The 23,313-nt window shown below is 70.7% G+C and carries 21 protein-coding genes; 9 read left to right on the plus strand and 12 right to left on the minus strand.

Annotated elements, in window-relative coordinates; genetic code table 11:
- Window positions 1–15: 15 nt before the first annotated feature.
- The 4 genes from ACFXPL_RS02230 to ACFXPL_RS02245 form a co-directional block, all read right to left on the minus strand.
- Window positions 16–1,716, minus strand: a complete 1,701-nt coding sequence (locus ACFXPL_RS02230; protein WP_384911034.1) for a methylmalonyl-CoA mutase — start codon at window positions 1,714–1,716, stop codon at window positions 16–18.
- Between the two features lie 182 nt (window positions 1,717–1,898).
- The gene (locus ACFXPL_RS02235) at window positions 1,899–2,225 is read right to left on the minus strand and encodes a DUF3817 domain-containing protein (RefSeq protein ID WP_384911037.1); all 327 of its coding nucleotides are present in this window, start codon (window positions 2,223–2,225) and stop codon (window positions 1,899–1,901) included.
- 97 nt (window positions 2,226–2,322) lie between these two features.
- A complete protein-coding gene (locus ACFXPL_RS02240) occupies window positions 2,323–2,829 on the minus strand; it encodes a MarR family winged helix-turn-helix transcriptional regulator (RefSeq protein WP_384911040.1) in 507 nt (168 codons plus the stop codon).
- A 10-nt stretch (window positions 2,830–2,839) separates the two neighbouring features.
- Window positions 2,840–4,126 (minus strand): MFS transporter, encoded by a 1,287-nt coding sequence (locus ACFXPL_RS02245; RefSeq protein ID WP_384911043.1) that lies wholly within the window; start codon window positions 4,124–4,126, stop codon window positions 2,840–2,842.
- Between the two features lie 180 nt (window positions 4,127–4,306).
- Here ACFXPL_RS02245 and ACFXPL_RS02250 point away from each other — a divergent pair, with 180 nt between their 5' ends.
- From ACFXPL_RS02250 to ACFXPL_RS02260, 3 genes are all read left to right on the plus strand, one after another.
- Window positions 4,307–5,305: a DUF5937 family protein gene (locus ACFXPL_RS02250; protein WP_384911046.1), complete on the plus strand. Its 999-nt coding sequence runs from the start codon at window positions 4,307–4,309 to the stop codon at window positions 5,303–5,305.
- A gap of 80 nt (window positions 5,306–5,385) precedes the next feature.
- Window positions 5,386–6,495, plus strand: a complete 1,110-nt coding sequence (locus ACFXPL_RS02255) for a glycoside hydrolase family 6 protein (RefSeq protein WP_384911049.1) — start codon at window positions 5,386–5,388, stop codon at window positions 6,493–6,495.
- Between the two features lie 204 nt (window positions 6,496–6,699).
- On the plus strand, window positions 6,700–9,441 hold the full coding sequence (locus tag ACFXPL_RS02260) for a hypothetical protein (RefSeq protein WP_384911052.1): 2,742 nt from the start codon (window positions 6,700–6,702) through the stop codon (window positions 9,439–9,441).
- Between the two features lie 154 nt (window positions 9,442–9,595).
- Here ACFXPL_RS02260 and ACFXPL_RS02265 read toward each other — a convergent pair whose 3' ends face one another.
- The 4 genes from ACFXPL_RS02265 to ACFXPL_RS02280 all read right to left on the minus strand — a co-directional run bounded on the left by ACFXPL_RS02265 (window position 9,596) and on the right by ACFXPL_RS02280 (window position 14,308).
- Complete coding sequence (locus tag ACFXPL_RS02265) at window positions 9,596–11,575, minus strand: galactose oxidase-like domain-containing protein (RefSeq protein ID WP_384911055.1); 1,980 nt, start codon at window positions 11,573–11,575, stop codon at window positions 9,596–9,598.
- Between the two features lie 3 nt (window positions 11,576–11,578).
- Entirely contained in the window at window positions 11,579–13,435 is a 1,857-nt protein-coding gene (locus ACFXPL_RS02270; RefSeq protein ID WP_384911058.1) for a glycosyltransferase family 2 protein, read from the minus strand.
- Window positions 13,436–13,673: 238 nt separating this feature from the next.
- Window positions 13,674–13,967 carry an MTH1187 family thiamine-binding protein gene (locus ACFXPL_RS02275; RefSeq protein WP_384911061.1) on the minus strand — a complete coding sequence of 98 codons (294 nt, stop codon included), beginning with the start codon at window positions 13,965–13,967 and terminating at the stop codon, window positions 13,674–13,676.
- Window positions 13,964–14,308 carry a DUF3817 domain-containing protein gene (locus ACFXPL_RS02280; RefSeq protein ID WP_384911064.1) on the minus strand — a complete coding sequence of 115 codons (345 nt, stop codon included), beginning with the start codon at window positions 14,306–14,308 and terminating at the stop codon, window positions 13,964–13,966. Before ACFXPL_RS02280 ends, ACFXPL_RS02275 begins: the two co-directional genes overlap by 4 nt.
- 226 nt (window positions 14,309–14,534) lie before the next feature.
- On the opposite strand from ACFXPL_RS02280, the gene ACFXPL_RS02285 reads away from it, so the two are divergent.
- The 4 genes from ACFXPL_RS02285 (at window position 14,535) to ACFXPL_RS02300 (ending at window position 17,194) form a co-directional block, all read left to right on the plus strand.
- Window positions 14,535–15,173 (plus strand): AIM24 family protein, encoded by a 639-nt coding sequence (locus ACFXPL_RS02285; RefSeq protein ID WP_384911067.1) that lies wholly within the window; start codon window positions 14,535–14,537, stop codon window positions 15,171–15,173.
- Window positions 15,173–15,823, plus strand: coding sequence for an AIM24 family protein (locus tag ACFXPL_RS02290; RefSeq protein WP_384911070.1), 651 nt, complete (start codon window positions 15,173–15,175; stop codon window positions 15,821–15,823). The genes ACFXPL_RS02285 and ACFXPL_RS02290 overlap by 1 nt, the downstream gene beginning before the upstream one ends.
- Before the next feature lie 11 nt (window positions 15,824–15,834).
- Entirely contained in the window at window positions 15,835–16,587 is a 753-nt protein-coding gene (locus tag ACFXPL_RS02295; protein WP_384911073.1) for an AIM24 family protein, read from the plus strand.
- Window positions 16,588–16,717: 130 nt separating this feature from the next.
- Window positions 16,718–17,194, plus strand: a complete 477-nt coding sequence (locus ACFXPL_RS02300; RefSeq protein ID WP_384911076.1) for a MarR family winged helix-turn-helix transcriptional regulator — start codon at window positions 16,718–16,720, stop codon at window positions 17,192–17,194.
- 42 nt (window positions 17,195–17,236) lie between these two features.
- Here the strand turns inward: ACFXPL_RS02300 and ACFXPL_RS02305 are convergent, their stop codons facing one another.
- Together ACFXPL_RS02305 and ACFXPL_RS02310 are read right to left on the minus strand one after the other, a co-directional pair.
- On the minus strand, window positions 17,237–18,751 hold the full coding sequence (locus ACFXPL_RS02305; RefSeq protein ID WP_384911078.1) for an ATP-binding protein: 1,515 nt from the start codon (window positions 18,749–18,751) through the stop codon (window positions 17,237–17,239).
- Window positions 18,748–19,410 (minus strand): response regulator transcription factor, encoded by a 663-nt coding sequence (locus tag ACFXPL_RS02310; RefSeq protein WP_384911081.1) that lies wholly within the window; start codon window positions 19,408–19,410, stop codon window positions 18,748–18,750. Before ACFXPL_RS02310 ends, ACFXPL_RS02305 begins: the two co-directional genes overlap by 4 nt.
- A 116-nt stretch (window positions 19,411–19,526) precedes the next feature.
- Here ACFXPL_RS02310 and ACFXPL_RS02315 point away from each other — a divergent pair, with 116 nt between their 5' ends.
- Entirely contained in the window at window positions 19,527–20,252 is a 726-nt protein-coding gene (locus ACFXPL_RS02315; protein WP_384911084.1) for a PepSY domain-containing protein, read from the plus strand.
- 117 nt (window positions 20,253–20,369) lie between these two features.
- Here the strand turns inward: ACFXPL_RS02315 and meaB are convergent, their stop codons facing one another.
- Window positions 20,370–21,338, minus strand: a complete 969-nt coding sequence (gene meaB / locus ACFXPL_RS02320; protein ID WP_384911087.1) for a methylmalonyl Co-A mutase-associated GTPase MeaB — start codon at window positions 21,336–21,338, stop codon at window positions 20,370–20,372.
- Window positions 21,339–21,398: 60 nt separating this feature from the next.
- A complete protein-coding gene (locus ACFXPL_RS02325) occupies window positions 21,399–22,619 on the minus strand; it encodes an acetyl-CoA C-acetyltransferase (RefSeq protein ID WP_384911090.1) in 1,221 nt (406 codons plus the stop codon).
- 178 nt (window positions 22,620–22,797) lie between these two features.
- On the opposite strand from ACFXPL_RS02325, the gene mce reads away from it, so the two are divergent.
- Entirely contained in the window at window positions 22,798–23,226 is a 429-nt protein-coding gene (gene mce, locus ACFXPL_RS02330) for a methylmalonyl-CoA epimerase (RefSeq protein WP_384911093.1), read from the plus strand.
- Window positions 23,227–23,313: the final 87 nt, after the last annotated feature.

The following is a 23,313-nucleotide window of genomic DNA, read 5'->3' on the forward strand; positions in this document are numbered from 1 at the left end:
GCTGTACCCGGAGGATCAGAAGCCGGGCGGTTCCGTGTACGTCCCCCACTCGTCCCGCAGTGCGCCGCAGATCTCGCCGAGCGTCGCCTCCGCCCGTACCGCCTCCAGCATCGGGGCGATCATGTTCGAGCCGTCGCGGGCCGCCGTCAGCATGGCCTCCAGCGCCGTACGCACCCGTGCGTCGTCGCGCGCGGCCCTGCGCTCCGCCAGGACCTGGACCTGGTCCCGCTCGACCTCGTGGCTGACCCGCAGGATCTCCAGATCGCCGGTGACCGAGCCGTGGTGGACGTTGACGCCCACGACGCGCTTGTCGCCCTTCTCCAGCGCCCGCTGGTACAGGAACGCGGATTCGGCGATCTCGCCGGTGAACCAGCCGTCCTCTATGCCGCGCAGAATGCCCGAGGTGACGGGCCCGATCGGGTGACGCCCGTCCGGATGGGCGCGCAGGCCGCGCTCCTTGATCTGCTCGAAGATCTTCTCGGCGTCGGCCTCGATCCGGTCGGTGAGCTGCTCGACGTACCAGGAGCCGCCGAGCGGGTCCGCCACGTTGACGACACCGGTCTCCTCCATCAGCACCTGCTGCGTGCGCAGCGCGATCTCGGCGGCCTGTTCGCTCGGCAGGGCGAGGGTCTCGTCGAGCGCGTTGGTGTGCAGCGAGTTCGTCCCGCCGAGGACGGCCGCCAGCGCCTGGGCCGCCGTCCGTACGACGTTGTTGTACGGCTGCTGCGCGGTCAGCGAGACGCCCGCGGTCTGGGTGTGGAAGCGCAGCCACTGGGCCTTGTCGGTGCGCGCCCCGTACACCTCCTTCATCCAGCGCGCCCAGATCCGCCGGGCCGCGCGGAACTTGGCGATCTCCTCGAAGAAGTCGAGATGGGCGTCGAAGAAGAAGGAGAGCCCGGACGCGAAGGTGTCCACGTCCATGCCCCGGCTGAGCCCCAGCTCCACGTAGCCGAAGCCGTCCGCGAGGGTGTACGCCAGCTCCTGCGCGGCCGTCGCACCCGCCTCACGGATGTGGTAGCCGGAGACGGAGAGCGGCTTGTACGCGGGGATGGCGGTGGCGCAGTGCTCCATCAGGTCGCCGATCAGCCGCAGATGCGGCTCGGGCTGGAACAGCCACTCCTTCTGGGCGATGTACTCCTTGAAGATGTCGGTCTGGAGGGTGCCGTTGAGAACGCCCGGGTCGATGCCCTGGCGCTCCGCCGCGACCAGGTACATGCAGAAGACGGGGACCGCGGGGCCGCTGATCGTCATCGAGGTGGTGACGTCGCCGAGCGGGATGTCCGCGAAAAGGATCTCCATGTCGGCGGCCGAGTCGATGGCGACCCCGCAGTGGCCGACCTCGCCGAGCGAGCGGGGGTCGTCGGAGTCGCGGCCCATGAGCGTGGGCATGTCGAAGGCGACGGAGAGCCCGCCGCCGCCCGCCGCCAGGATCATCTTGTAGCGCTCGTTGGTCTGCCGGGCGTTGCCGAAGCCGGCGAACTGGCGGATGGTCCAGGTCCGGCCGCGGTACCCGGTCGGGTGCAGGCCACGGGTGTACGGGTACTCCCCGGGCCAGCCGATCCGCTCGAAGCCTTCGTAGGTGTCGCCGGGCCGGGGCCCGTAGACCGGCTCCACGGGGTCCCCGGAGAGCGTGGTGAAGTCCGCGTCGCGCTTGCGGGCCTTGTCGTACCGGGCCTGCCAGCGCCGGCGGCCCTCCTCGATGGCGTCAGCGTTCATAGGACCAATTTACTAGGACGTCCAAGTAAATGTCGATGGCCGGAGCGACACGACCGGGTGGCACGGCGGGACGAAACAGCCGCCCGCGGAAGGCGCGGGCGGCGGCAGGAGGTACGCACGGGCGGGCGGGGGGAGAAAGCTCTACAGCCTCACGGCCCTACGGCGACGACGGCCCTACGGCCCTACGCCTTCGCGGTTTCCGGGGCACGGTCCGTGAGCAGCGGCTGGATCTCGCGGGTGATCTTCGGCTCGACGAAGAACGACGCGACCGGGATGCAGCCGGCGGCGAGCACCCACAGCAGCTTCCCGAAGGACCACTTCGCCTTGGAGCCCAGGTCGAAGGCGAAGACCACGTAGATGATGAAGAGCACACCGTGGATCTGCGAGATCACCATCGTGTTGCCGGTATCGAACCCGTACTTGAGGATGATCGCCACGGTGAAGACCAGCAGCCATACGGCGGTGACGTACGCCATCACCCGGTAGCGGGACAGCACATTCGACTTCATGGGCTGAGCCTAACCGGGCACAAAGGGCGGTCTTCGCCCGCCCCTCCCCTCCCCCGCCCCGACCCCCTGGGCCCGGAGCGGGTCGGAGGGGGCGGGCTCAGTCCTCGAAGTCCTGGGCGGCCACCCGCAGCGGGCGCAGCATCGCGAAGATCTCGGCGCACTCCCGCGCGTCGTAGACCCCGAGCCCGAAGTCCATCTCCATCAGGTCGCGGGTGGCGGCCTCCACCACCTCGCGGCCCTTGTCGGTGATGGAGGCGAGTGTGCCGCGTCCGTCGTTGGGGTTGGGCCGTTTGTCGACCAGTCCGGAGGTCACCAGCCGGTCCACGGTGTTGGTGACGGAGGTCGGATGGACCATCAGCCGCTCGCCGATCTTGGACATCGGCAGTTCGCCGGCCTTGGAGAAGGTGAGCAGCACCAGCGCCTCGTACCGGGCGAAGGTGAGGCCGTACGGCTTGACGACGGCGTCCACCCCGGCGAGCAGAATCTGGTGCGCGCGCATGATCGAGGTGATGGCCCCCATGGAGGGGACGGGCCCCCAGCGCTGCTTCCAGAGTTCGTCGGCGCGGGCGATGGGGTCGAAGGACAGGCTGAGCGGCTTGGACACGGCTCCGACCTTACCCACTGGTTACTTGCGGGTCAGCCGCGTCTCGCACTTCGGTCGTACGGCCCGTCCCCGGCGCCTGCTCCTCCCGTCCGTGCGGCCCGGTGCGGTGGACCTCGCGCACCAGGACGAGGCAGCAGAGCGTGCCGATCGCGCCCGCCCCGGCGACGACCTGGTGTACGGGCAGGAACTCGGCGGCCAGTCCCGCGGCGGCCATGCCGAACCCCTGGATCGTCATCAGACCGGCCGTGAGCAGCGTCATCGCGCGGCCACGCAGCTCCTCGGGGACCGCCGCGACGAACCACTGGTCGAGGCCGATGACGTACGCGGCCCCCGCCCCGGCGAGGACGAGCGCGACCAGCGCCCAGCCGAGGCCGGGTTCGGCCGCGTACATCAGCAGCGGCAGCACACCGAGGGCGGCGACCGGCAGGACGAGGCGGGAGCGGGCCCGCGGGGAGAGCGCCGTACCGACGTACAGCTCCGCGACGATGTGCCCCACGGGCATCGCGCACATCAGCAGCCCCAGGGTGGCCGGTCCGAGGCCGAGGCCGTCGGCGTACGGGGCCATCAGGGCCTCGGGTGCGACGACGAACATCGCGGGCATCCAGAAGAGCAGCAGCAGCCCTCGTACCCGCCGGTCGCCGAGGAGCAGCCGGACCCCGCCGAGCGAATCCCTCAGCAGCGCGCCGCCCCGGCCGGAGGTGCGGGCGGGCCGGTCACGGGTCCCGAGGCGCAGCAGCACGGCCGAACAGAGGAACGTGCCGGCGGTGACACAGATCGCTCCCCGCGCGGGGATGACGGCGAGCAGTACCCCGCCCACCCCGAAGCCGACGAGCTGCGCGCTCTGCGAGACGATCCGCAGCAGGGAGCGGCCGAGTACGTACAGGTCGCCCTCGCCGAGGATGTCGGCCAGCGCGGCCGTCCTGGTCCCGGTGAAGACGGGCGCGATCGCGGCGACGACGCAGCGCAGGGCCAGCAGCCCGGCGATCGGCGTACCGGGCAGCACCATCACCCCGACGCACAGGGCGCAGAGCAGATCGCAGATCACCAGCACCCGCCGGGCGGGGTAGCGGTCGGCGACCCCGGAGAGGAGGGTCCCGCCGACGAGGTAGGGGAGCAGGCCGAGGGCGAAGGTGAGGGCGCTGAGCAGCGGGGAGCCGGTGAGTTCGTAGACGAGGAAGGTCAACGCGATCTCGCTGACGACCACGCCGAGCAGCGAGAGGAGGTGCGCGGCGAAGACGAACCGGAACTCGCGGACGGCGAAGAGGGAGCCGTACCCGCGGGAGGTGTTCTTGGGCATGGAGGCAGACTGGCGGGGTAGGCGATCCGGCCACAGACATTCGGGCGAGCCCGAATCTCCGACCTTCCTTCTTCCGCCCTTCCTTCTTCCGCCCACCCGTCTTCCACTCATCGGGCTTTCGCCCATCTGCCTTTCGCCCATCCGTCTTTCGCCCATCGGTACCAGGGAGCCGCCCGCGCCATGCCCTTCCAGCTCCACTTCGACGAGAGCGACCTGCTCCGCTGCCGGTTCGCCGTCTCGCCGCTCTGGGAGACGCAGGAGGCGGTACGCACCCTCGCGCGCCCCGAGCGGCACGGTTACCACCTGCCGTGGCTGCGCCGGATCCGGAGCCCCGCCGCGGCGATCAACCTCGCGCCGCTCCACCTCCTGATGCCCGAGCACGGCCACAACCCGGACTTCCTCTCCCGGCCACCGTCGGTCCCGCTCCCCTCCTTCGAGGAGGAGATCACCGCCGTCCGCGCCACCGACCCGGAGCTGGTCAGGTCCGACATCACACTGGCGCTCGCCGACACCCCGGGCGCCTCGGCGAGCCCCGCGGGCCGGGCGATGGCGGCGGATCCGGCGCGGGCCCTGGAGAGGCTGGCCGGGCTGCTGGAGCGGGCGTGGCACGAGCTGGTCGAGCCCGACTGGCCCCGGTTGCGCACCCTGCTGGAGGCCGATGTGGCGTACCACTCGCGGCGGTTGGCGGAGAAGGGGCTGCACGGGCTGCTGGAGGAGCTGAGTCCGCAGCTCGCCTGGACGGACGGCTCCACACTGACGATCACGGGGACGAACGGGAGCCACACGCGGGTCCTCGGCGGCGACGGACTGGTCCTGATGCCGAGTGTGTTCTCCTGGCCGCGCGTCGTCAGCGGCTATCTGCCGCCGTGGCAGCCGGCCGTGATCTACCCGGCGCGCGGCATCGGCGGCCTGTGGACGCGGCCTTCGGACCGTACGCCCGAGGCGCTGGCCCGGCTGCTGGGCCGGGCACGGGCGGACGTGCTGTGCGCGCTGGACGAACCGGCCGGGACGACGGCGCTGGCGCGGCTGCTGGGGCTGGCCCCGTCGTCGGTGTCGGCGCATCTCTCGGCGCTGCGCGGGGCGGGGCTGCTGACGTCGCGGCGGTACGGGCACCAGGTGCTGTACGAGCGGACGCCGCTCGGTATCGCACTGTCGGTGTCGCAGAGCACAACCGACTGAACGTTATGTAACGATATGCCGGTCTTGCCATTCCCATCGTCGCCCAGTTCGTCGCCCAGTCGACTTTCCGAGGGGGCTGGATGTCCGGCCGCAGACCGCACCCGTCACCGCCATCGCCGTCGCCACGGCTGTCGCCGTCGCCGTCGCCCCGGCCCCGTACGCGTGCCACGGCGCCGAGCCTCGTCGCGGTCCTGCTCGCGCTCGCCACGGCGGTGAGCTGTACTCCTCCCAGGTCCGGGACCGACGCGCCCGCCGCTGCCACCGCCCGGACGGCGGCCCCGGTGGTGCAGGGCGAGGCGGCCCCGACGGCGGCGTCGCCGTTCTGGATCGACCCGGACAGCGACGCGGTCCGGCAGGTCGAACAGTGGGAGAAGCAGGGGCGTTCGGCCGACGCGAAGCTCCTCAAGCGGATCGCGGACCGCGCGGTCGCCGTCTGGCCGGCCGGCGACAACCCCGAGCCGCAGATCCGCCGGGCGGTACGGGGCGCGACCGCCGACAAGCGGACCGCGGTCTTCGTCGCGTACAACATCCCGCACCGCGACTGCGGGCTCTACTCGGCGGGCGGCGCCCCCGACGGGCCGTCCTACCGCGACTGGATCGACACCTTCGCGAGCGCGATCGGCGATGCCAAGGCCATCGTCGTCCTGGAGCCGGACGCGCTCCCGCACCTCGCGGACGGCTGCACCCCCGACGAGCACCGCACCGAACGGTACGAGCTCCTCTCCCACGCGGTCGGCCGCCTGAAGAAGCAGCCGCACACCCGCGTCTACCTGGACGCCGGCAACCCGGACTGGATCTCCGACCCGGCCAAGATCGCGGGCCCGCTCCAGCGGGCGGGCATCGGCGCGGCGGACGGCTTCTCGCTCAACGTGTCCAACTTCCAGTCGAACGACACGGTCAAGGCCTACGGCACCCGGCTCGCCGGCGTGCTCGGCGAGACCCACTTCACGGTGGACACCAGCAGAAACGGCGCGGGCCCCCTCCCCGGCAACCGTGACCAGGCCTGGTGCAACCCCCCGGGCCGTGCGCTGGGCACCCCGCCCACCACGAACACCGGCAACGAACTGGTCGACGCGTTCCTGTGGATCAAACGCCCCGGCGAATCGGACGGCCCCTGCCGCGGCGGCCCGGCGGCGGGCATCTGGTGGCCGGAGTACGCGCTGGGCCTGGCGCGGGCGGCGAAGGGCTGAGGCCGCCGGACGCGGACCCGACGCGTCCGGTCCCCACGGGCCCGGAAGCCGCCGGGGATTCACGTCAGGACCACCCCTACGGGTGGAGGTTGTGTGCAGTGCGACCGCTTCCGCGTTCAGTGAGCGGTAACGTGTCGAATTCCTCTGCTGGGGCATCGTTACACCAGTCGAGCGTCATTCGAACACGGTTTCAACGGGGAGATCATGACACCCGTATTCGAGAACGCGAACAAGGTCTTCGAGCTGCTGGCCACGCTTGTACGCAGGCCGGGAAAAGGCGAGTTACCCACGGAACTCGCCGACCGTAACGGAATTCCCGTGGTCTGTCTGGTCGGTGACGACCTGACGGAGCTGACCGACGGCATCAAGGATTCCCTCGGCGGGGCCACGCCCCACCGGATCCCGCACGAGTTCATCTCCATGTCCGTGATCCGGGACGAAGTCGCCCAGGAATCGGACCCCCTGCCCGCCGAATGGCAGCCGGTCGAGGTGTACCGGAGGGCTCTGGTGGCGCTCGCGCAGGAGTTCTCCTCGGTACGGAACGGGCGCGACGAGCGGGTACGGTTCCGGCGGTTCGGGCTGGTCAACTGGCTTCTGGAATCCGACTATCCGGCGCGGGAGCCGGATCCTCAGCAGGACCGGGAACTGCTGCGCAGGCTGCGTGAACGGGAGTTCCGGCGCCGGCGGCTGTTCGGTGTGCTGCGCAGCCCGGACACCGAGGTCTCGATACAGGGAAACATTCCCTGGTGGGCTCTCGTCCTCGGGCTCCACCTCTTTCCGCTCGCCTGGTTCCGCGCCTGGCGCGGCGTGGGAGCCGAGTACCGGTGGCTCCTGCGACAGCCGTACATGGCGCCTCGCGATCCGGGGACATTCCCCGGGTTCGCCATGCGGCTGACGCGACCCCGGCGGGGCCGGGAAAACCCCGAGCAGGTCGGGAAGTTGATGATCAACGCCTTTCTGGAAGATCTCCGCGTGGCGTACCGGCGCCGATTCCGGCGGCGCAGGGCCGCGCGCCGTACCGCCTATTGCGTGGCGTTTCTGACGGACGTGAACGATGCCAACCACGGGACGACGCTGATCCGTTCGCTGGTGGACGTACGCAACGAGACCGGGGTTTTCGATCCGCTGGCCGTCCTCTGCACCGGAACGGGGCTCGACGGCGAACTCCTCGGGCACGAACTGCGCGGACAGGGACCGCTGTCGGAAGATCTGTACGGAATCTGGCGCCACCATTTCGAGGCCGCCGGGCGGAGCCGTTCCGCGGCCGTCTGGTATCTGCCGATCGACGTGCCCGCGCCGCTGGCCCTGGAAGCGCCCACGTACCAGCAGCAGAAGAACCGGGTCGACCTGGTCCGGCGGCTCACGGTGGATCCGCCGCCGGGATGGGCGCGGCGCCGGGTGACGGCCCTGGCGGGGGTGGTCGTGGTCGCCCTGCTCGCGGGCGGGTTCGCCCGGGCCTTCGACCCGGCGCCCGCGCTGAAGTGGCGGGAGCGGCACTGCGGGCTGAGCCGGTCGGACCCCGACGCGGCGACGCTGGAGCGGCGGTCGACCGGGGAGTGTGTCGGGGTCGCGCCGAACGGTTACGCCTTCGGTTCCAAGGACCCGGCGCTCAAGGAGACGCTGAGCACGATCGCCCGCCAGAACGACGAGGCGGACAAGATCCACCGGGCGTTCGGGGAACGGCCGGTGGTGACGCTGATCCATCTCTCCGCCCTGCTCAGCAGCTCCGGGCAGCCCAGCTCGCTCACCTACGTACGGGAGGCGCTGCAGGGCGCGGCGAGCGCGCAGCGGCGTCAGCTGGACAAGCGCGGGGCCACCGATCCGGTGCTGCGGATCTTTCCGGCGAGCGCGGGCACCGGGATGCGGTTCGGCCCCGAGGTCGTCGGCACGGTGGAGCGGATGATGCGGAGCGACCCGTCCATCGTCGGTGTCACGGGGCTCGACCAGAGCCGCACGGCGACCATCACGACGATAGAGGAGCTGACCCGGATCGGCCTGCCGATGGTGGCGACGTCGCTGTCGGCGGACACCCTCGACGACCACTCGCCCATGTACTACCAGGTGTCGCCGCAGAACCGGCGCCAGGCGACGGTCGCCGCGGCGTACGGCGCGCACCTGGCCGGGGAGAAGACGATTCCGCGGCGCAGTGTGCGGATCGTCTACTCGGCGGATCCGACCGACGAGTACAGCGAGAATCTGCGGGCCGACGCGGCGGGGAGCTTCGACGGCGCCGGCTTCGATGTCGAGCAGCAGGGGTTCAAGCCGTCGCCCTCACCGCCCGCGGTCTCCGGGTATCCGGGGCCGCGGACCGTGGGGGAGCACGCGTGCGGGTACGAAGGGCTGGTGTTCTTCACCGGACGGCCGGAGGATTTCGAGACGCTGCTGGCCGGGGTGAACGCGGCGTGCGGTTCGAACCCGCCGTTCCTGCTCGGAGGCGACGACGTGGCGCGGATGGCGGCGGACCCGGTCCGGCGGACCGCGTACCCCAAAGTGCCCTTCGACTTCATGGACTTCACCCTGGGGTCCACCTCCTGCAAGACGAAGAGCGACCTCTACAGCACCTTGCGGAAGCTGTTCCCCACGGAGTGCGAGCAGTTGGCGAACACGTCGCTGGACGGCCATGCCTCGCTGGCCTTCGACGCGGTCAACCTGTACCTCAAGGCGGTGGGGCAGCTCCAGGACGCGGCATCGCGGCTGCCGCTCTCCTCGCTGACGGTGTGGCACGCGCTCAGCAGCATCCACGGGACGGCGGCGCTGGACGGGGAGAGCGGGCGGATCGACTTCGGCGGGGTGGTGGACCGTCAGATTCCGCTGGACAAGATCATATCGGTGCAGCGGGTCGACGGGGTGAAGCGGCCCGCGCAGGTCGGCTTCTGCGGGCGGTGGGGGACGCTGAGCCAGAGCACGTGGTGCCCGGCGCCGGAGCAGCGCGGAGGGGCGGGGTAGCCCCGCCCGGAGGGTCTGGGGCGCGCGGAGAGGCTGGACTCGCGCAGAGGCTGGGGCACGCGGAGGGCTGGAGCACGCGGAGGGGCTGGAGCGCGCGGGGGCGCCTACGCGGGGGTGCCTGTTCCCCGCGTACGCGCCCCACGGCCGGTGGCGGCTACTCCACCTGGAGCCATTTCGCCTCGGACGGGATGCCCGCCGCGTCCGTGACGAACAGCATGTACCAGCCGGGCGGCACCAGGGCACGGTCCTTCGGGACCTCCACCGTCAGCGAGCCCTTGCCCTTCTTCATCGTGAGGTCGACCGAGCGCTGCTCGACGTCCGTCGTGTGCGTGACCGCGCTCGGGCGCATCAGCCGCGCCTTGGCGATCGCCTCGGGGTGGTCCGTACGGAACGTGGCCCGGCCGTTCGCGCCGACCCGCTGCGGGCCCGCGCCCAGCTTCGGGCGCTTCTCCTGGGCCTTGTCGCCGTGGAGGTAGGGCGGGGTGTAGATCTCCACCCGCTGTTCGAACGTGCCGAGTTTGGTGTTGTCCGCGTCGTCGAAGAGCGGGTCGGAGCCGAAGGTCACCACCCGGCCGTCCGGCAGCAGCAGCGCCTCGGAGTGGTAGTTGCGGCCCACGGTCGGGTCGGCGGCGCGGCGGAAGGTGTTGGACTTCGGGTCGTAGAACTGCGCCTTCAGGACGTCGCTGGCGCTGCGGCCCCGGTAGTCGGAGGAGCCGCCGGTGGTGAACACCGAGTCGTCCGGCAGCAGCACACTGCTCAGGTACCGGGTGCCCTGCGGCAGCCTCGGGCCCTCCTCGAAAGCCGGATTGTCCCTCTTCAGGTCGACGACGGCCGTACGGGCGGTGGCCTTGGAGGACTCGCCGACCCCGCCGCCGCCCAGCAGCATCACCCGCTGGTCCTGGACGGGCGGCAGCAGCAGGGAGGCCGAGGTCTCGGTCTGGTCGAGGTCGGTGAGCCCGCCGATCCCGGTGAACGTGTTGGTCTTCACGTCCCACAGCCCCGGCTTGCGGCCCTGGTCGGCGGGGCCGTACCCGGCGTTGGAGCCGGAGTAGAAGAGCTTGCCGCCCTTGGTGAGGAAGAGCGCGGGATAGGTCGGGAAGTAGCGGGTGGGGCCCTTGGACCACGTCTTGGTCTTCGGGTCGTACAGCTCGTTGTCGCCGGTGAGTACGGCGCCCACGTCGTCCAGGCCGGAGACGGCGAGCACCTTGCCGTCCTCCAGGGTGACAAGCGTGGGGTACCAGCGGGCCTCCTTCATCGGGTCGACGGGGAGGTACTTCTCGGCCCTGGGGTCGAACTCGTACGCGGCCCTGATGCCCTGGAAGTCCTGCTTCTCCGTGGTGATCTTCTGGGCGAGGCCGTAGAGGTTGTCCGCGTCCTTGCCCTTGAGACCGACGATCTCGTACTGCGCAGCCTGCGTCGTCAGCGCCTGCGGGCCCTTGCGCGCCGCCTCCACGAAGACGCGCGCCTCACCGGCCGTGACCTTGGTCCTCCAGGGCAGCATCCGGCCGCTGGACGCGTACGCGACCTTGAACTCGCGCTTCGCCTTGGGGACGGTGACATCGAACCTGCTGAGGTACTCGACGCCCGACGGGGAGCGGAAGCGTGTCCCTTTCTTGAACGTGTGCGCCTTGTCCGGGTTCTCGTTCTTGACCCGCATCCTGCCGCCCGCGCGCTCGATCTTGCCGTCGAGCACCTCGTAGCGCGCCGTGCCGCCCGCGACGAGCAGCCGGCCGTCGGGAAGCTGGGAGTGGCCCGAGCAGAAGAAGTCCTCGGGGGTGGGAATCTTCCTGAACGAGTTGTCGGCCGGGTTCCACAGGATCGTGTCGAACGAGCCCTCGTCGAACTTCTTCTGGTTGTTGCCGGAGCCCGCGATGATCAGCACCTTGCCGGTGTGCAGCAGGGCCGCGTGGATCGCGTTCGTACGGTACTCCTGGGGCACGGCGAGGGTGTTCCAGGAGCCGTACTGCCGCTTGTAGCCGGGTTGGGAGATCTTGTACGCGTGGTACTTCTCCTGGGCGAAGGAGACGGCGGCGGGGGCGTTGAGGCCCACGAGCAGCACCACCGCTCCCCCGCCCATCAGACTCTTCCTGAGCTTGTTCGACGGCCGGCGCCGGGGCCGGTACTGCTCGGACATCTGTCAGTGCCTTCCGCTCGTCGTCGACACGGGCGTCGCGCGGTCCACCAGCTCCGCCGGCGCCACAGGTTGGGGCGGTGCCGCCGGCTTCGGCGGGAACGCCGGCTTCGGCGGGATCGCGGGCCGCGTCGCGGGACGCGGCCCGGTTGCCACGGGGACGAGTGCCGCGCTCCGCTCGGCGCGCTCCTGCCGGAGTGTCCAGCCCCAGACCGCGACCGGGGCCAGCGCGATCGCGAGCGCCAGGACGGCCCAGGTGCGCATCGCCACATGGGAGTGGCCGAGGAACGCGGACGCGATGAGCGAGCAGATCAGTACAGCGGCCCAGAAGAGGTGCAGCCGGAACGTCAGCAGCCGGTCGGGGCTGGCCTCCCCGCCCTTGGGGGTGACGACGAAGCGGCCACGGGTGCGCAGCACCGCCGAGCTCAGGGACTTGAGGTAGATCGGCGCGGAGAGCGCGGACATCGCCATCCCCGCGAGCCCGCCCGAGCCCTCGGGCTCGTGCGGCGAGACGTTGTGGCGCCGGTTCCAGAGGTAGAGCCCTATCTGGAGGGCGGCCGCGTCGCTGTAGAGCATCAGCAGGACCGAGGACGAGACCTGGGTGCCGGAGGCGCCGAGCCAGAGGAAGAGGACGCAGCTCAGGATGCCCAGGAACCAGTTGACCGCGGTCATCGGGTAGTAGACGAGCATCATCGTGTAGCTGAAGAGCCGTCCGGGCGGCACCCGGAAGGGCGCCTTCCAGTACTGCTTGAAGAGGGTTTCGTACGTCCCCCTGGACCAGCGGAGCTGCTGGGTGAAGAAGTCCGTCCAGGAGACCGGCCCCTCGCCGACGGCCAGCACGTCGGGCGTGTAGACGGAGCGCCAGAACCGGCCGGTGAGCGGGTTCTGACGGCGGTGCAGCTCGAAACCGGTGGCCATGTCCTCGGTGATCGAGTCGTACAGTCCGCCGGCCTGTATGAGGGCGGTGATCCGTACGACGTTGTTGGTGCCGACGAACATGGGCGCGCGGTAGCGGTTGCCGGCCCGCTGGATCAGCGCGTGGAAGAGGAACTGCTGGGACTCTGCCGCCTTGGTGACCGGCGAGGTGTAGTTGCCGTACACCTGGGGGCCGACGACGAAGGCGACGTCCGGGTCGCGGAAGTAACCGAGCATCCTCTCCAGGAAGTTGGGGAGCGGTATGTGGTCGGTGTCGACGGAGGCGAAGAAGTCGTAGTCGTCGCCGTGCATCGCGAGCCAGGCGTTGTAGTTGCCGTGCTTGGTCCTGGCCTTGTGGACGCCGCGCGTACGGTTCCACTCGGGCACCCCGAGGCGGGTGAAGTGGCGTACGCCCAGCTCCGCGCAGAGCGCGCGGGCGGCGGGGCTGTCGCCCTCGTCGAGCAGCCAGATGTCGAGCGGGCCGCTGTGGCGCAGCCGTACGGCGCCTTCGAGCGTGTCCCGCACCATGGCGAGCGGTTCCTTGCCGGGGACGTACGTGGTGAGGAACGCGACGCGGGTGCCCGTCTCGGCGGGTACCGGAACCGGGTCCTGGGCGACCATCGTGGCGTGGGCCACGGAGACCACGTTGACCAGCATGAAGAGGGCGATGAGCCCGATCGAGCCGAGCATCACGTGATCGAAGGCGATGAGCCAGCGGTCGCCGCCCTCACGCTCGGTGCGGTGGGTGGGCCAGACCAGGTAGACGAGCAGGGCCCCGGAGAGGAGCGGCGCCGAGGCCATCAGCAGGACGGCACGTATTCGGCGGGGTTCCCGCGAGAGCAGGCTCCGGTACCGCACCCGGTAGGTGGCCGTCCGGTCCGGTTCCATGAGAGGACCGGCCAGACAACTGTGGATGTCGTAGTCGTACTCGAAGCCCTCCGGGCGCACGGTGCCTCCAGCGTTCTCGCGGGGTCGATATCCCCACAGAAGGGGACATTGACCGGCGTGTCGACTGGAGGCGCCCGTGCGAGGGGCTTTACCTTCGAGGTTTCGCCCGTACGGAGTCGGGTGCGTGCCCCGTACGGAGTCGGCGCGGACCCGTACGGAGTCGAGCGCGGACCCCGAGCGGCGTCGGGCACGGGACCCGTACGGAGCGTGCGGGGCCGCACGGGGCCCGCCGTCCGGGTCAGGCGGAGAGGTGGCGTTCCACCGTCTCGACCTTCGAGGTCAGGCCGTCGGTGACGCCGGGCCTGATGTCGGCCTTGAGGACGAGCGAGACGCGCCCGGCACGGGCCTCGACGGCGGCGACGGCACGCTTGACCACGTCCATCACCTCGTCCCACTCCCCCTCGATCGAGGTGAACATGGCGTCCGTGCGGTTCGGCAGTCCGGATTCGCGGACGACGCGGACGGCGTCGGCGACGTACTCGCCGACGTCCTCCCCGACGCCGAGGGGCGAGACGGAGAAGGCGACGATCACGCGTTCACCGCGCCTTCGCGGCGGGCGCGGGAGGCGATGACCTCGTCGTCGGCGGCGCGCTTGAGCTTGCGTTCGGCGAAGAAGCCGCCGGCGGGAAGGACGGAGAGCACGAAGTAGAGGGCGGCCGTACCGAAGGACCACTTGGTGCGGTTCCAGGCGTCCAGCCAGAAGAGCACGTACAGGACGAAGAGCAGGCCGTGGACGGCGCCCATCACGGGGACCGCGTTGAACTCCGTCGTCCGCTTGAGGACCGAGCAGACGAGGAGCAGGAGGAAGGACACGGCCTCCGGGGCGGAGACCAGGCGGAGGCGGTGGAGGGAGGAGGCGGTCTTGATGTCCACGGGGCAGGCACCTTCGTCATCGGGGGGCAACGTGAGGGCAGGGCAACACGCGGCTTCACGCACGCGATCTTGTGAAAGCGCGCACAAGCACGTGCTCATTGTGGCAGCACCACTTGACCCGACCGTTATCAGGGTCCGGGTCGGGGGCCGGGATCCGGGGATGTTCCGGGACGTGTCGGGGTCGTGGCCCCTGTTCCCTGTCGGCGGCGCCGGATACCGTCGAGACGTGGCTCAGTTCCGACTGCAAGGCAGCAAGGTGCTCGCCGTCGACCTGACCGGCGACGCCGTCAAAGCGAAGAACGGCTCGATGGTCGCGTACGACGGGCGGATGACCTTCAAGAAGATGACCGGGGGCGGTGACGGACTGCGCGGGATGGTGACGCGCCGTCTCACCGGCGAGCAGATGACCGTGATGGAGGTCAAAGGCCAGGGGACGTGTTACTTCGCCGACCGGGCGAGCGAGATCAACCTCGTCTCGCTGCACGGCGACAAGCTCTATGTCGAGGCGAGCAATCTGCTCTGCGCGGACGCCGGGCTGCGGACGGGCACGGCCTTCACCGGGCTGCGGGGCGGCGCGACCGGAAACGGCTTGTTCACGACCACGGTCGAGGGCACGGGGCAGGCGGCGGTCATGTCGGACGGTGAGGCGGTGGTCCTCCGGGTGGCGCCGCAGTACCCGCTGTACGTCGACCCCGGCGCGTACATCGCGCACCAGGGCAACCTCCAGCAGAAGTTCCAGTCCGGCGTGAACTTCAGAACGTTCATGGGCGAGGGCTCGGGCGAGTCCTTCCAGATCCGCTTCGAGGGTGATGGCCTGGTCTACGTGCAGCCGAGCGAGCGGAACACGATCGGGGGTGATGTCTGATGCCGTTCCGCGAGATCAACTCGAAGATGGTCGAGGCGACGGTGGCGCCCGGCCAGAAACTGTTCAGCCAGCGCGGCGCCATGCTCGCGTACCGGGGCGAGGTCAGCTTCACCCCGAACATCCAGGGCGGCCAGGGCGGACTGATGTCCATGATCGGCCGGCGGGTGGCCAACGAGGCGACGCCTCTGATGACGGTCGAGGGCAGCGGCACGGTCATGTTCGGGCACGGCGGACACCACATCCAGGTGATCAATCTGGCGGGCGACACCCTCTATGTGGAGGCGGACCGGCTCCTCGCCTTCGACGGCACCCTCCAGCAGGGCACGATGTTCATGGGCTCGCAGGGCGGCGTGATGGGCATGGTGCGCGGCCAGGTGACCGGCCAGGGGCTCTTCACGACCACCCTCAAGGGCCACGGCGCGGTCGCGGTGATGGCGCACGGCGGGGTGATCGAGGTGCCGATCTCCCCGGGGCGGGACATCCATGTGGACCCCCAGGCGTACGTCGCCCACCACGGCGACGTACGGAACAAGCTCTCGACGGCGCTCGGCTGGCGGGACATGGTGGGGCGCGGCTCGGGTGAGGCGTTCCAGTTGGAGCTGAGCGGCAGCGGTGCGGTGTACGTCCAGGCGTCGGAGGAGAAGCTGTGAGCGGAGGAGTCATGAGCGCGCCGGTGATCCACGATCCGGTGACGCTGCCGAGCGACGACAACGTCAACGCGTACACCTTCTGTGTGGAGTTGAAGGGGAGTCAGTGGTTCCTCCAGAAGGGCAGGATGATCGCCTACTACGGGCAGATCAACTTCGACGGGATCGGTCACGGCCGCTTCGAGCCGCTGGTGCGCAGCAGCTTCCACTCACCGCTGCACGCGGCGGACTGGGTGGTCGCGGAGGGCAGCGGGAAGATGCTGCTCGCCGACCGGGCCTTCGACGTCAACTCCTTCGACCTGGAGGACGGCAATCTGACGATCCGGTCGGGAAACCTGCTGGCGTTCCAGCCCTCGCTGGCGCTGAAGCAGTCGATCGTGCCGGGGTTCCTGACCTTGATCGGGACGGGTAAGTTCGTCGCGGCGTCCAACGGGCCGGTGGTCTTCATGGAGCCGCCGCTCCGGGTGGACCCGCAGGCGCTGGTCGGCTGGGCGGACTGCCCTTCACCCTGCCACCATTACGATCATGGCTATATGTCCGGTGTGCTCGGTGGCCTCCGGTCGCTGACGGGGATCGGGGGCGTCTCGGGCGAGGAGCACCAATTCGAGTTCGTCGGCGCCGGTACGGTGCTGCTGCAGTCGACGGAGATGCTGATGGCCGAGCAGCCGACGGGCGCGGTCACGCCGGAGGCGGGGGTGCCGGGCGGCGGGGGTCCCTCGTCCGGACAGGGCGGACTTGGTGATCTCCAGCGCCGCTTCGGGCTGTGAGCGGTAGTCTGCGGAGTGTGACGTCGAACGCGTGCGCCTTTCCCCGGGGAGCGCGCGCGTGCCGGGCGTCACACGTACCACCCCACCTATATTTCGTCCAGAATTCAACTTCTTAGGTAGAATCGATTACATGGACACCGAGACGGCCACCCGCTGGCTGAGCGATGCGGAGCAGTGCGCGTGGCGCACCCACCTGGATGTCAGCAAGCTGCTGACGCACCAGTTGGAGAAGGACCTCCAGCCGTTCGGGCTGACCATGAACGACTACGAGATCCTGGTCAATCTCTCGGAGTCGGCGGAGCGGCGCATGCGGATGAGCGATCTCGCCGCCATGACGCTCCAGTCCAAGAGCCGTCTCTCGCACCAGATCACCCGGATGGAGACCGCGGGCCTGGTGCGCAGGGAGAACTGCGAGTCGGACCGGCGCGGTCTCTTCGCGGTCCTGACCGACCAGGGCATGGAGACGATGCAGCGGGTCGCCCCGCACCATGTCGAGTCCGTACGGCGGCACTTCATCGATCTGCTCTCGCCCGAGGCGCTCGCGGAGCTGCGGGCATCACTGACCCCGGTCGCCGAGCAGCTTCGCGGACGGCGCGGCAAGATCTGACCGCGGCACCGCCGGCCGGCCCGTCCGCAAGCTGCTTGCGCGTCACACCACCGCCGGCAGCCGCAGTTCGAACAGGGCGCCGCCGGACGGGGTCCCGCCGACCGTGAGGGTGCCGTCGTGGCGCTCCGCCACATCGCGCGCGATGGCCAGTCCCAGGCCCGCCCCGCCGTCGTCACGGCTGCGGGCGTCGTCGAGCCGTACGAACCGCTCGAAGATCCGCTCGCGCTCCGCCTCCGGCACCCCGGTCCCGTCGTCGGCGACCGCGAGCACCACCCACGCGCCCACCCGGCGCACCGACGCCTCGACCGAACCGGCCGCGTGCCGCTGCGCGTTGTCGAGGAGGTTGCCGAGCACCCGCGCGAGCTGACCGCGCGAACCGAGCACGTCGAACCCCTCCCGGGCGCGCACCGCGACCGGGATGTGGTCCGTCGCCCGCTGCGAGACCTCCTCGCGGACCAGCGCGCCCAGATCGGTCCTGGTCAGCCCGGGCCGCTCCCCCGCGTCCAGCCGGGCCAGCATCAGCAGGTCCCCGGCGAGCTGCTGGAGCCGTACGGTGTCCGCGACCGCGCCCGGCACGTCCAGCAGCCCCGGGTGGGCGTGGCCCACTTCGAGCTGGGTGCGCAACGAGGCGATGGGGCTGCGCAGTTCGTGCGAGGCGTCCGCGACGAAGCGGCGCTGCCGTTCGACGGCGGCCTCCAGCGCGGTCAGCGTCTCGTTGGTGGTCCTGGCCAGCCGGGCCACCTCGTCGTGCGTGGCCGGCTCCGGTACCCGCCGGGACAGGTCCTCGGAGGCGGTGATGGCCGCCATCTCACTCCGGATGCCCTCCACCGGCCGGAGCGCGCGCCGGGTGACCAGCCAGGTCACTCCCCCGACGATCAGCAGCAGGACCGGCAGGCCCAGCAGCATCGCGACGGCCGTCGTGTTGACCGCGCTCTGCCGGTCGGCGAGGCTCGCGCCCGCGTGGACGAGGACCGTCCTGCCGGTGCGGTCGGTGGCCTCGACGGTGGCGAAGCGGTACTCGCCCGCATGGCCGTCGGCCGTCGCGCTCCCGTCGCTGTACTCGGTGGTGTCGTCGATCTCCCCGACGGCGGGATCGTCGTCCCCGCCGTCGCCCTTCCCGCCGCGGTCCTTCCCACCGCTGTCGTCATCGCCGCCGCCGTCGTCGTCATCGTCGCCCGTACGGGCGGTGGCCGTCGGCTCCGAGGCCGTGTTCCGCGCCGCGCCGACCGCGCCGACCGTGGCGACCCCGGAGCCGCTGATCCGCTCCAGGCCCTCGCTGAGGGCGAGCAGCCGCCCGTCCTCGTCGGTGACCTGCACCGGATGGTCCTCGGCGTCCGGCAGTTCCAGCTTCGCGTACGGGGTCCGGTCGGGGGCCTGGGCGGCGATCTCCAGGGCGACCTCGCGCGCCGCCCGGTCCGCCTCTCGGTCCGCCTGGCCGGTGAGGTTGACGCGCAGCGAGAGCAGGACCGCGATTCCGGCGGCGACCAGCGCCACCGCGACGACGGCCGTCGCCCCGAGCGACGCCTTGGCCCGTACGGACGAGAAGCGGCCCCTCACAGCGCGACCAGCCGGTAGCCGGCGCCGCGCACCGTCTGGATGGACGCGGCGCCGATCTTGCGGCGCAGCGCGCTGACGTAGACCTCGATGATGTTGGGGTCGCCCTCGTAGGCGAAGTCCCAGACGTGCTCCAGGATCTCCGGCTTGCCGACGACCTGCCCGGCCCGTACCGCCAGTTGCTCCAGTACGGCGAACTCCTTTGCCGTGAGCGCCACTTCCGTACCGTCGCGGAAGACGCGCCGGGCGGCGGTGTCGACGGTGAGTCCGCCGATGCGCAGGACGGGCGAGGCGCCGGACGAACCGCGACGGCGCAGCAGGGCCTTGACCCGGGCGACGAGGACGACGTACGAGAACGGCTTGGTCAGATAGTCGTCGGCGCCCGTGTCGAGCCCCTCCGCCTCGTCGTACTCGCCGTCCTTCGCGGTGAGCATCAGGATCGGTACGTCATGGCCGGCGGCGCGCAGGGCGGCGCAGACCCGGTAACCGTTCATGCCGGGCAGCATGATGTCGAGGACGACCAGGTCGTACACCCCCTCGCCCGCGCGGTGCAGCCCTTCGAGGCCGTCGTGGACGACATCGACGGCGAACCCTTCGGCGGTCAGACCCTTGGCGAGCGACACCGCGAGCCGCTTCTCGTCCTCCACGATCAACAGGCGCATGCGCACAGCTTCGCAAACGGAACCTGAAGATCACTTCAGCCGACTTCAGCCTGGCTTCAGCTTCGGTACGGCAGATTGAAGGTGTTCGACACGGACCGACTCGGGAGGCCCACCTCATGAAGCGCAACTTCGTCATCGCAGCGATCACCGCGGCGGCCCTGATCGGCGGCGGCACCTACACGGCCGCCCTCGCGCTGAGCAGCGACCACGGGCAGGACGGCAAGGACGCGGCGCCGGTGGTGCCCGTGGTCACCGCGACACCGACGGCCTCGTCCGGCGCGCCGGACGACAGCGGCGACGACCGGGGCGGCCGGGACGACGACACGGGCGACGACACCACGGTCACGCCGGCCCCGCCGCGGACGACCGCCCCGACGCCGACCGCCACGCCGAGCGCGCCCCGGGCCGGTCTCTCGGCGGCCCAGGCCGTCGCGGTGGCGCTCGCGGCGCACCCGGGGGCGGTCTCCTCCGTGGAGCAGGACGACCATGCGGCCGACCGCTGGGAGATCGATCTGCTCGGCAAGGACAACCGCTGGGTGGAGCTGCGGGTCGACGCGGCCGGCGGCACGGTCCGGGTGGTCCCGGACGACGACGGCGTCGACGATGACGACGCCGACGACCGTGCGGCCCTGCGCGCGGCCACGGTCGACGCCCAGCGTGCGATGTCCGCCGCCCTCGCCTCCGTACCCGGAACGGTGACCTCCGCCGAGCTGGACGACGACCGGGGCGGGCCCTGGGAGGTCGACGTACGTGGCAAGGACGGTCGTACGCACGAACTGAACGTCCACGCGAGGACCGGCGCGGTGACGGTGGACCGCGACGACGACGGCGACGACGACTGACGGCCGCCGCCCACAGGAGAAGGCGACAGGAGAAGGCGGCAGCGGGAGACGCCAGGACGGGAGAACGTGGCAAGGGGAGCCGGGCGGGCCGGGAACGACGGCCCGCCCGGCTCCCGTTCAGACGCCGGACGGGCCGGACGTGATGCCCGCGACCAGTTCGTCCGCCGCCGTGTACGGGTCCAGCTCCCCCGCCACGATGCGCTCGGCAAGCGCGTCCAGGCGGCGGTCGCCGTGCAGGTTCCCGATGCGCCTGCGCAGGGTCGTGACGGCGATGGTCTCCACCTCGTGGGCCGCGCGGCGGGCCCGGCGCTCGGCGAGGACGCCGTGCTCCTCCATCCAGGCGCGGTGCTTCTCCAGCGCCTCCACCACCTCGTCGATGCCCTCGCCCCGCGCGGCGACCGTCTTCACGATCGGCGGGCGCCAGTCGCCGGGGCCACGGGACTCGCCGAGGCCGAGCATGTGGTTCAGCTCGCGGGCCGTGGCGTCGGCGCCGTCGCGGTCCGCCTTGTTGACCACGTACACGTCGCCGATCTCCAGGATCCCCGCCTTGGCCGCCTGGATGCCGTCGCCCATGCCGGGCGCGAGCAGCACCACCGAGGTGTCGGCCTGGGAGGCGATCTCGACCTCGGACTGGCCGACCCCGACGGTCTCCACGATGATCACGTCGCACCCGGCCGCGTCCAGCACCCGGATCGCCTGCGGGGCCGCCCAGGCGAGGCCGCCGAGGTGGCCGCGGGTCGCCATCGAGCGGATGTAGACGCCCGGGTCGGAGGCGTGCTCGGACATCCGCACCCGGTCGCCGAGGAGCGCGCCGCCGGAGAAGGGGGACGAGGGGTCGACGGCCAGTACGGCGACCCGCCGGCCCGCCCGGCGGTACGCGGAGACCAGCGCCGAGGTCGAGGTCGACTTGCCGACACCGGGCGATCCGGTCAGGCCGACGACGTACGCGCTGCCCGCGAGCGGAGCGAGCGCCGCCATCACCTCACGGAGCTGCGGGGACGCCCCCTCGACCAGGGAGATCAGCCGGGCAACGGCCCGCGGCCGGCCCTCACGCGCCTGAGCCACCAGCCCGGGGACGTCCTGCATCACAACTCCGTTCCTGTCGCTCTCATATATGGCTGATTCCCGTCAGTGTCCGGGCGCGGATCAGTGTCGGGGCACGGATCCGTGTCCGGGCACGCGGACGATCAGCGCGTCCCCCTGGCCGCCGCCCCCGCAGAGCGCCGCGGCCCCCGTCCCGCCGCCGCGCCGCTTCAGCTCCAGCGCGAGATGGAGCACCAGCCGGGCGCCGGACATCCCGATCGGGTGGCCGAGAGCGATCGCGCCCCCGTTCACGTTCACCCTTTCCGGGGACACTCCGAGGTCCTTCATCGACTGCACGGCGACCGCCGCGAACGCCTCGTTGATCTCGATGAGGTCCAGCTCGTCGATGTCGAGGCCGTCCTTCTCCAGGGCGTGCAGAATCGCGTTCGAGGGCTGGGACTGGAGGGAGTTGTCCGGGCCCGCCACATTGCCGTGCGCGCCGATCTCGGCCAGCCACTCCAGGCCCAGCTCCTCGGCCTTCGCCCTGCTCATGACGACGACCGCCGCCGCGCCGTCGGAGATCTGCGAGGAGGTGCCCGCCGTGATCGTGCCGTCCGCGGCGAACGCGGGGCGCAGCCGGGCCAGCGACTCCACGGTGGTCCCGGGGCGGATCCCCTCGTCCTGCGCGAAGAGCACCGGGTCGCCCTTGCGCTGCGGGATCTCGACGGGAGTGATCTCCGCCTCGAAGATCCCGTTCTTCTGGGCGGCGGCGGCCCGCTGGTGGGAGAGGGCGCCGAACTCGTCCTGCGGGGGGCGTGCGATGCCCAGGCGCGCGTTGTGCTTCTCCGTGGAGGCGCCCATGGCGATGGACTCGAAGGAGTCGGTCAGCCCGTCGTACGCCATGGAGTCCAGCATCTCGATCGCGCCGTACTTGTGGCCCGCGCGGGACTTGGGCAGCAGGTGTGGGGCGTTCGTCATCGATTCCTGGCCACCGGCGACGACGATGTCGAACTCACCCGCGCGGATGAGCTGGTCCGCCAGGGCGATCGCGTCGAGTCCGGAGAGGCAGACCTTGTTGACGGTGAGCGCGGGGACGTTCATCGGGATGCCGCCCTTGACGGCCGCCTGGCGGGCCGGGATCTGGCCCGCGCCCGCCTGGAGCACCTGGCCCATGATCACGTACTGCACCTGGTCGCCGCCGATGCCGGCCCGCTCCAGGGCGGCCTTGATGGCGAAGCCCCCCAGGTCGGCGCCGGAGAAGGGGGTGAGTGAACCGAGGAGCCGACCCATGGGGGTACGGGCGCCGGCGACGATCACGGAGGTGGTGGTGTTCGTTCCAGACATGGGACGCGATCCCCTTTGCGTGCGGCTGCGTGCGGCATGAGGAGTGGACGGTGGGCGGACCGCCGTGTGAACGACGGTTCACTTCAAATGTACTGAGCGGTAAGGGTCCGGGTCACCCGGCGGCACGTGTGACGGCGCGCACGTTGCGTAATCACCTCCCTACCGCTGCACTGTCAGCATGCTGACGAGAATCGACCACATCGGAATCGCCTGTCTCGACCTTGATGCGACCGTCGAGTTCTACCGGGCCACGTACGGCTTCGAGGTGTTCCACACCGAGGTCAACGAGGAGCAGGGCGTCCGCGAGGCCATGCTCAAGATCAACGAGACGTCCGACGGCGGGGCCTCGTATCTCCAGCTCCTCGAACCCACCCGGGAGGATTCCGCCGTCGGCAAGTGGCTGGCCAGGAACGGGGAGGGCGTCCATCACATCGCGTTCGGCACCGCCGACGTGGACGGGGACGCCCAGGCCGTACGGGACAAGGGGGTACGGGTCCTCTACGACGAGCCGCGCACCGGCTCGATGGGGTCCCGCATCACGTTCCTCCACCCCAAGGACTGCCACGGCGTACTCACCGAACTGGTCACCTCCCGCCCGGAGCACTGACCTTAAGGATTCCCGGCCCGGTAGAGTGGCGCTTCCGGGCCGGGGCCGGGCCGGGGCCGCGCCCCTGCCGTTGATCTGTCACCATTC

This window comes from Streptomyces sp. NPDC059092, assembly GCF_042756365.1.
Classification (GTDB): domain Bacteria; phylum Actinomycetota; class Actinomycetes; order Streptomycetales; family Streptomycetaceae; genus Streptomyces.

Excerpts from the sequence above, each read along its gene's own strand:
- ACFXPL_RS02230 (WP_384911034.1), bottom strand. The coding sequence starts at position 1,716 with ATGAACGCTGACGCCATCGAGGAGGGCCGCCGGCGCTGGCAGGCCCGG.
- ACFXPL_RS02235 (WP_384911037.1), bottom strand. The coding sequence starts at position 2,225 with ATGAAGTCGAATGTGCTGTCCCGCTACCGGGTGATGGCGTACGTCACC.
- ACFXPL_RS02245 (WP_384911043.1), bottom strand. The coding sequence starts at position 4,126 with ATGCCCAAGAACACCTCCCGCGGGTACGGCTCCCTCTTCGCCGTCCGC.
- ACFXPL_RS02250 (WP_384911046.1), top strand. The coding sequence starts at position 4,307 with ATGCCCTTCCAGCTCCACTTCGACGAGAGCGACCTGCTCCGCTGCCGG.
- ACFXPL_RS02255 (WP_384911049.1), top strand. The coding sequence starts at position 5,386 with ATGTCCGGCCGCAGACCGCACCCGTCACCGCCATCGCCGTCGCCACGG.
- ACFXPL_RS02260 (WP_384911052.1), top strand. The coding sequence starts at position 6,700 with ATGACACCCGTATTCGAGAACGCGAACAAGGTCTTCGAGCTGCTGGCC.
- ACFXPL_RS02265 (WP_384911055.1), bottom strand. The coding sequence starts at position 11,575 with ATGTCCGAGCAGTACCGGCCCCGGCGCCGGCCGTCGAACAAGCTCAGG.
- ACFXPL_RS02290 (WP_384911070.1), top strand. The coding sequence starts at position 15,173 with ATGCCGTTCCGCGAGATCAACTCGAAGATGGTCGAGGCGACGGTGGCG.
- ACFXPL_RS02295 (WP_384911073.1), top strand. The coding sequence starts at position 15,835 with ATGAGCGCGCCGGTGATCCACGATCCGGTGACGCTGCCGAGCGACGAC.
- ACFXPL_RS02300 (WP_384911076.1), top strand. The coding sequence starts at position 16,718 with ATGGACACCGAGACGGCCACCCGCTGGCTGAGCGATGCGGAGCAGTGC.
- ACFXPL_RS02310 (WP_384911081.1), bottom strand. The coding sequence starts at position 19,410 with ATGCGCCTGTTGATCGTGGAGGACGAGAAGCGGCTCGCGGTGTCGCTC.
- ACFXPL_RS02315 (WP_384911084.1), top strand. The coding sequence starts at position 19,527 with ATGAAGCGCAACTTCGTCATCGCAGCGATCACCGCGGCGGCCCTGATC.
- meaB (WP_384911087.1), bottom strand. The coding sequence starts at position 21,338 with ATGCAGGACGTCCCCGGGCTGGTGGCTCAGGCGCGTGAGGGCCGGCCG.
- ACFXPL_RS02325 (WP_384911090.1), bottom strand. The coding sequence starts at position 22,619 with ATGTCTGGAACGAACACCACCACCTCCGTGATCGTCGCCGGCGCCCGT.
- mce (WP_384911093.1), top strand. The coding sequence starts at position 22,798 with ATGCTGACGAGAATCGACCACATCGGAATCGCCTGTCTCGACCTTGAT.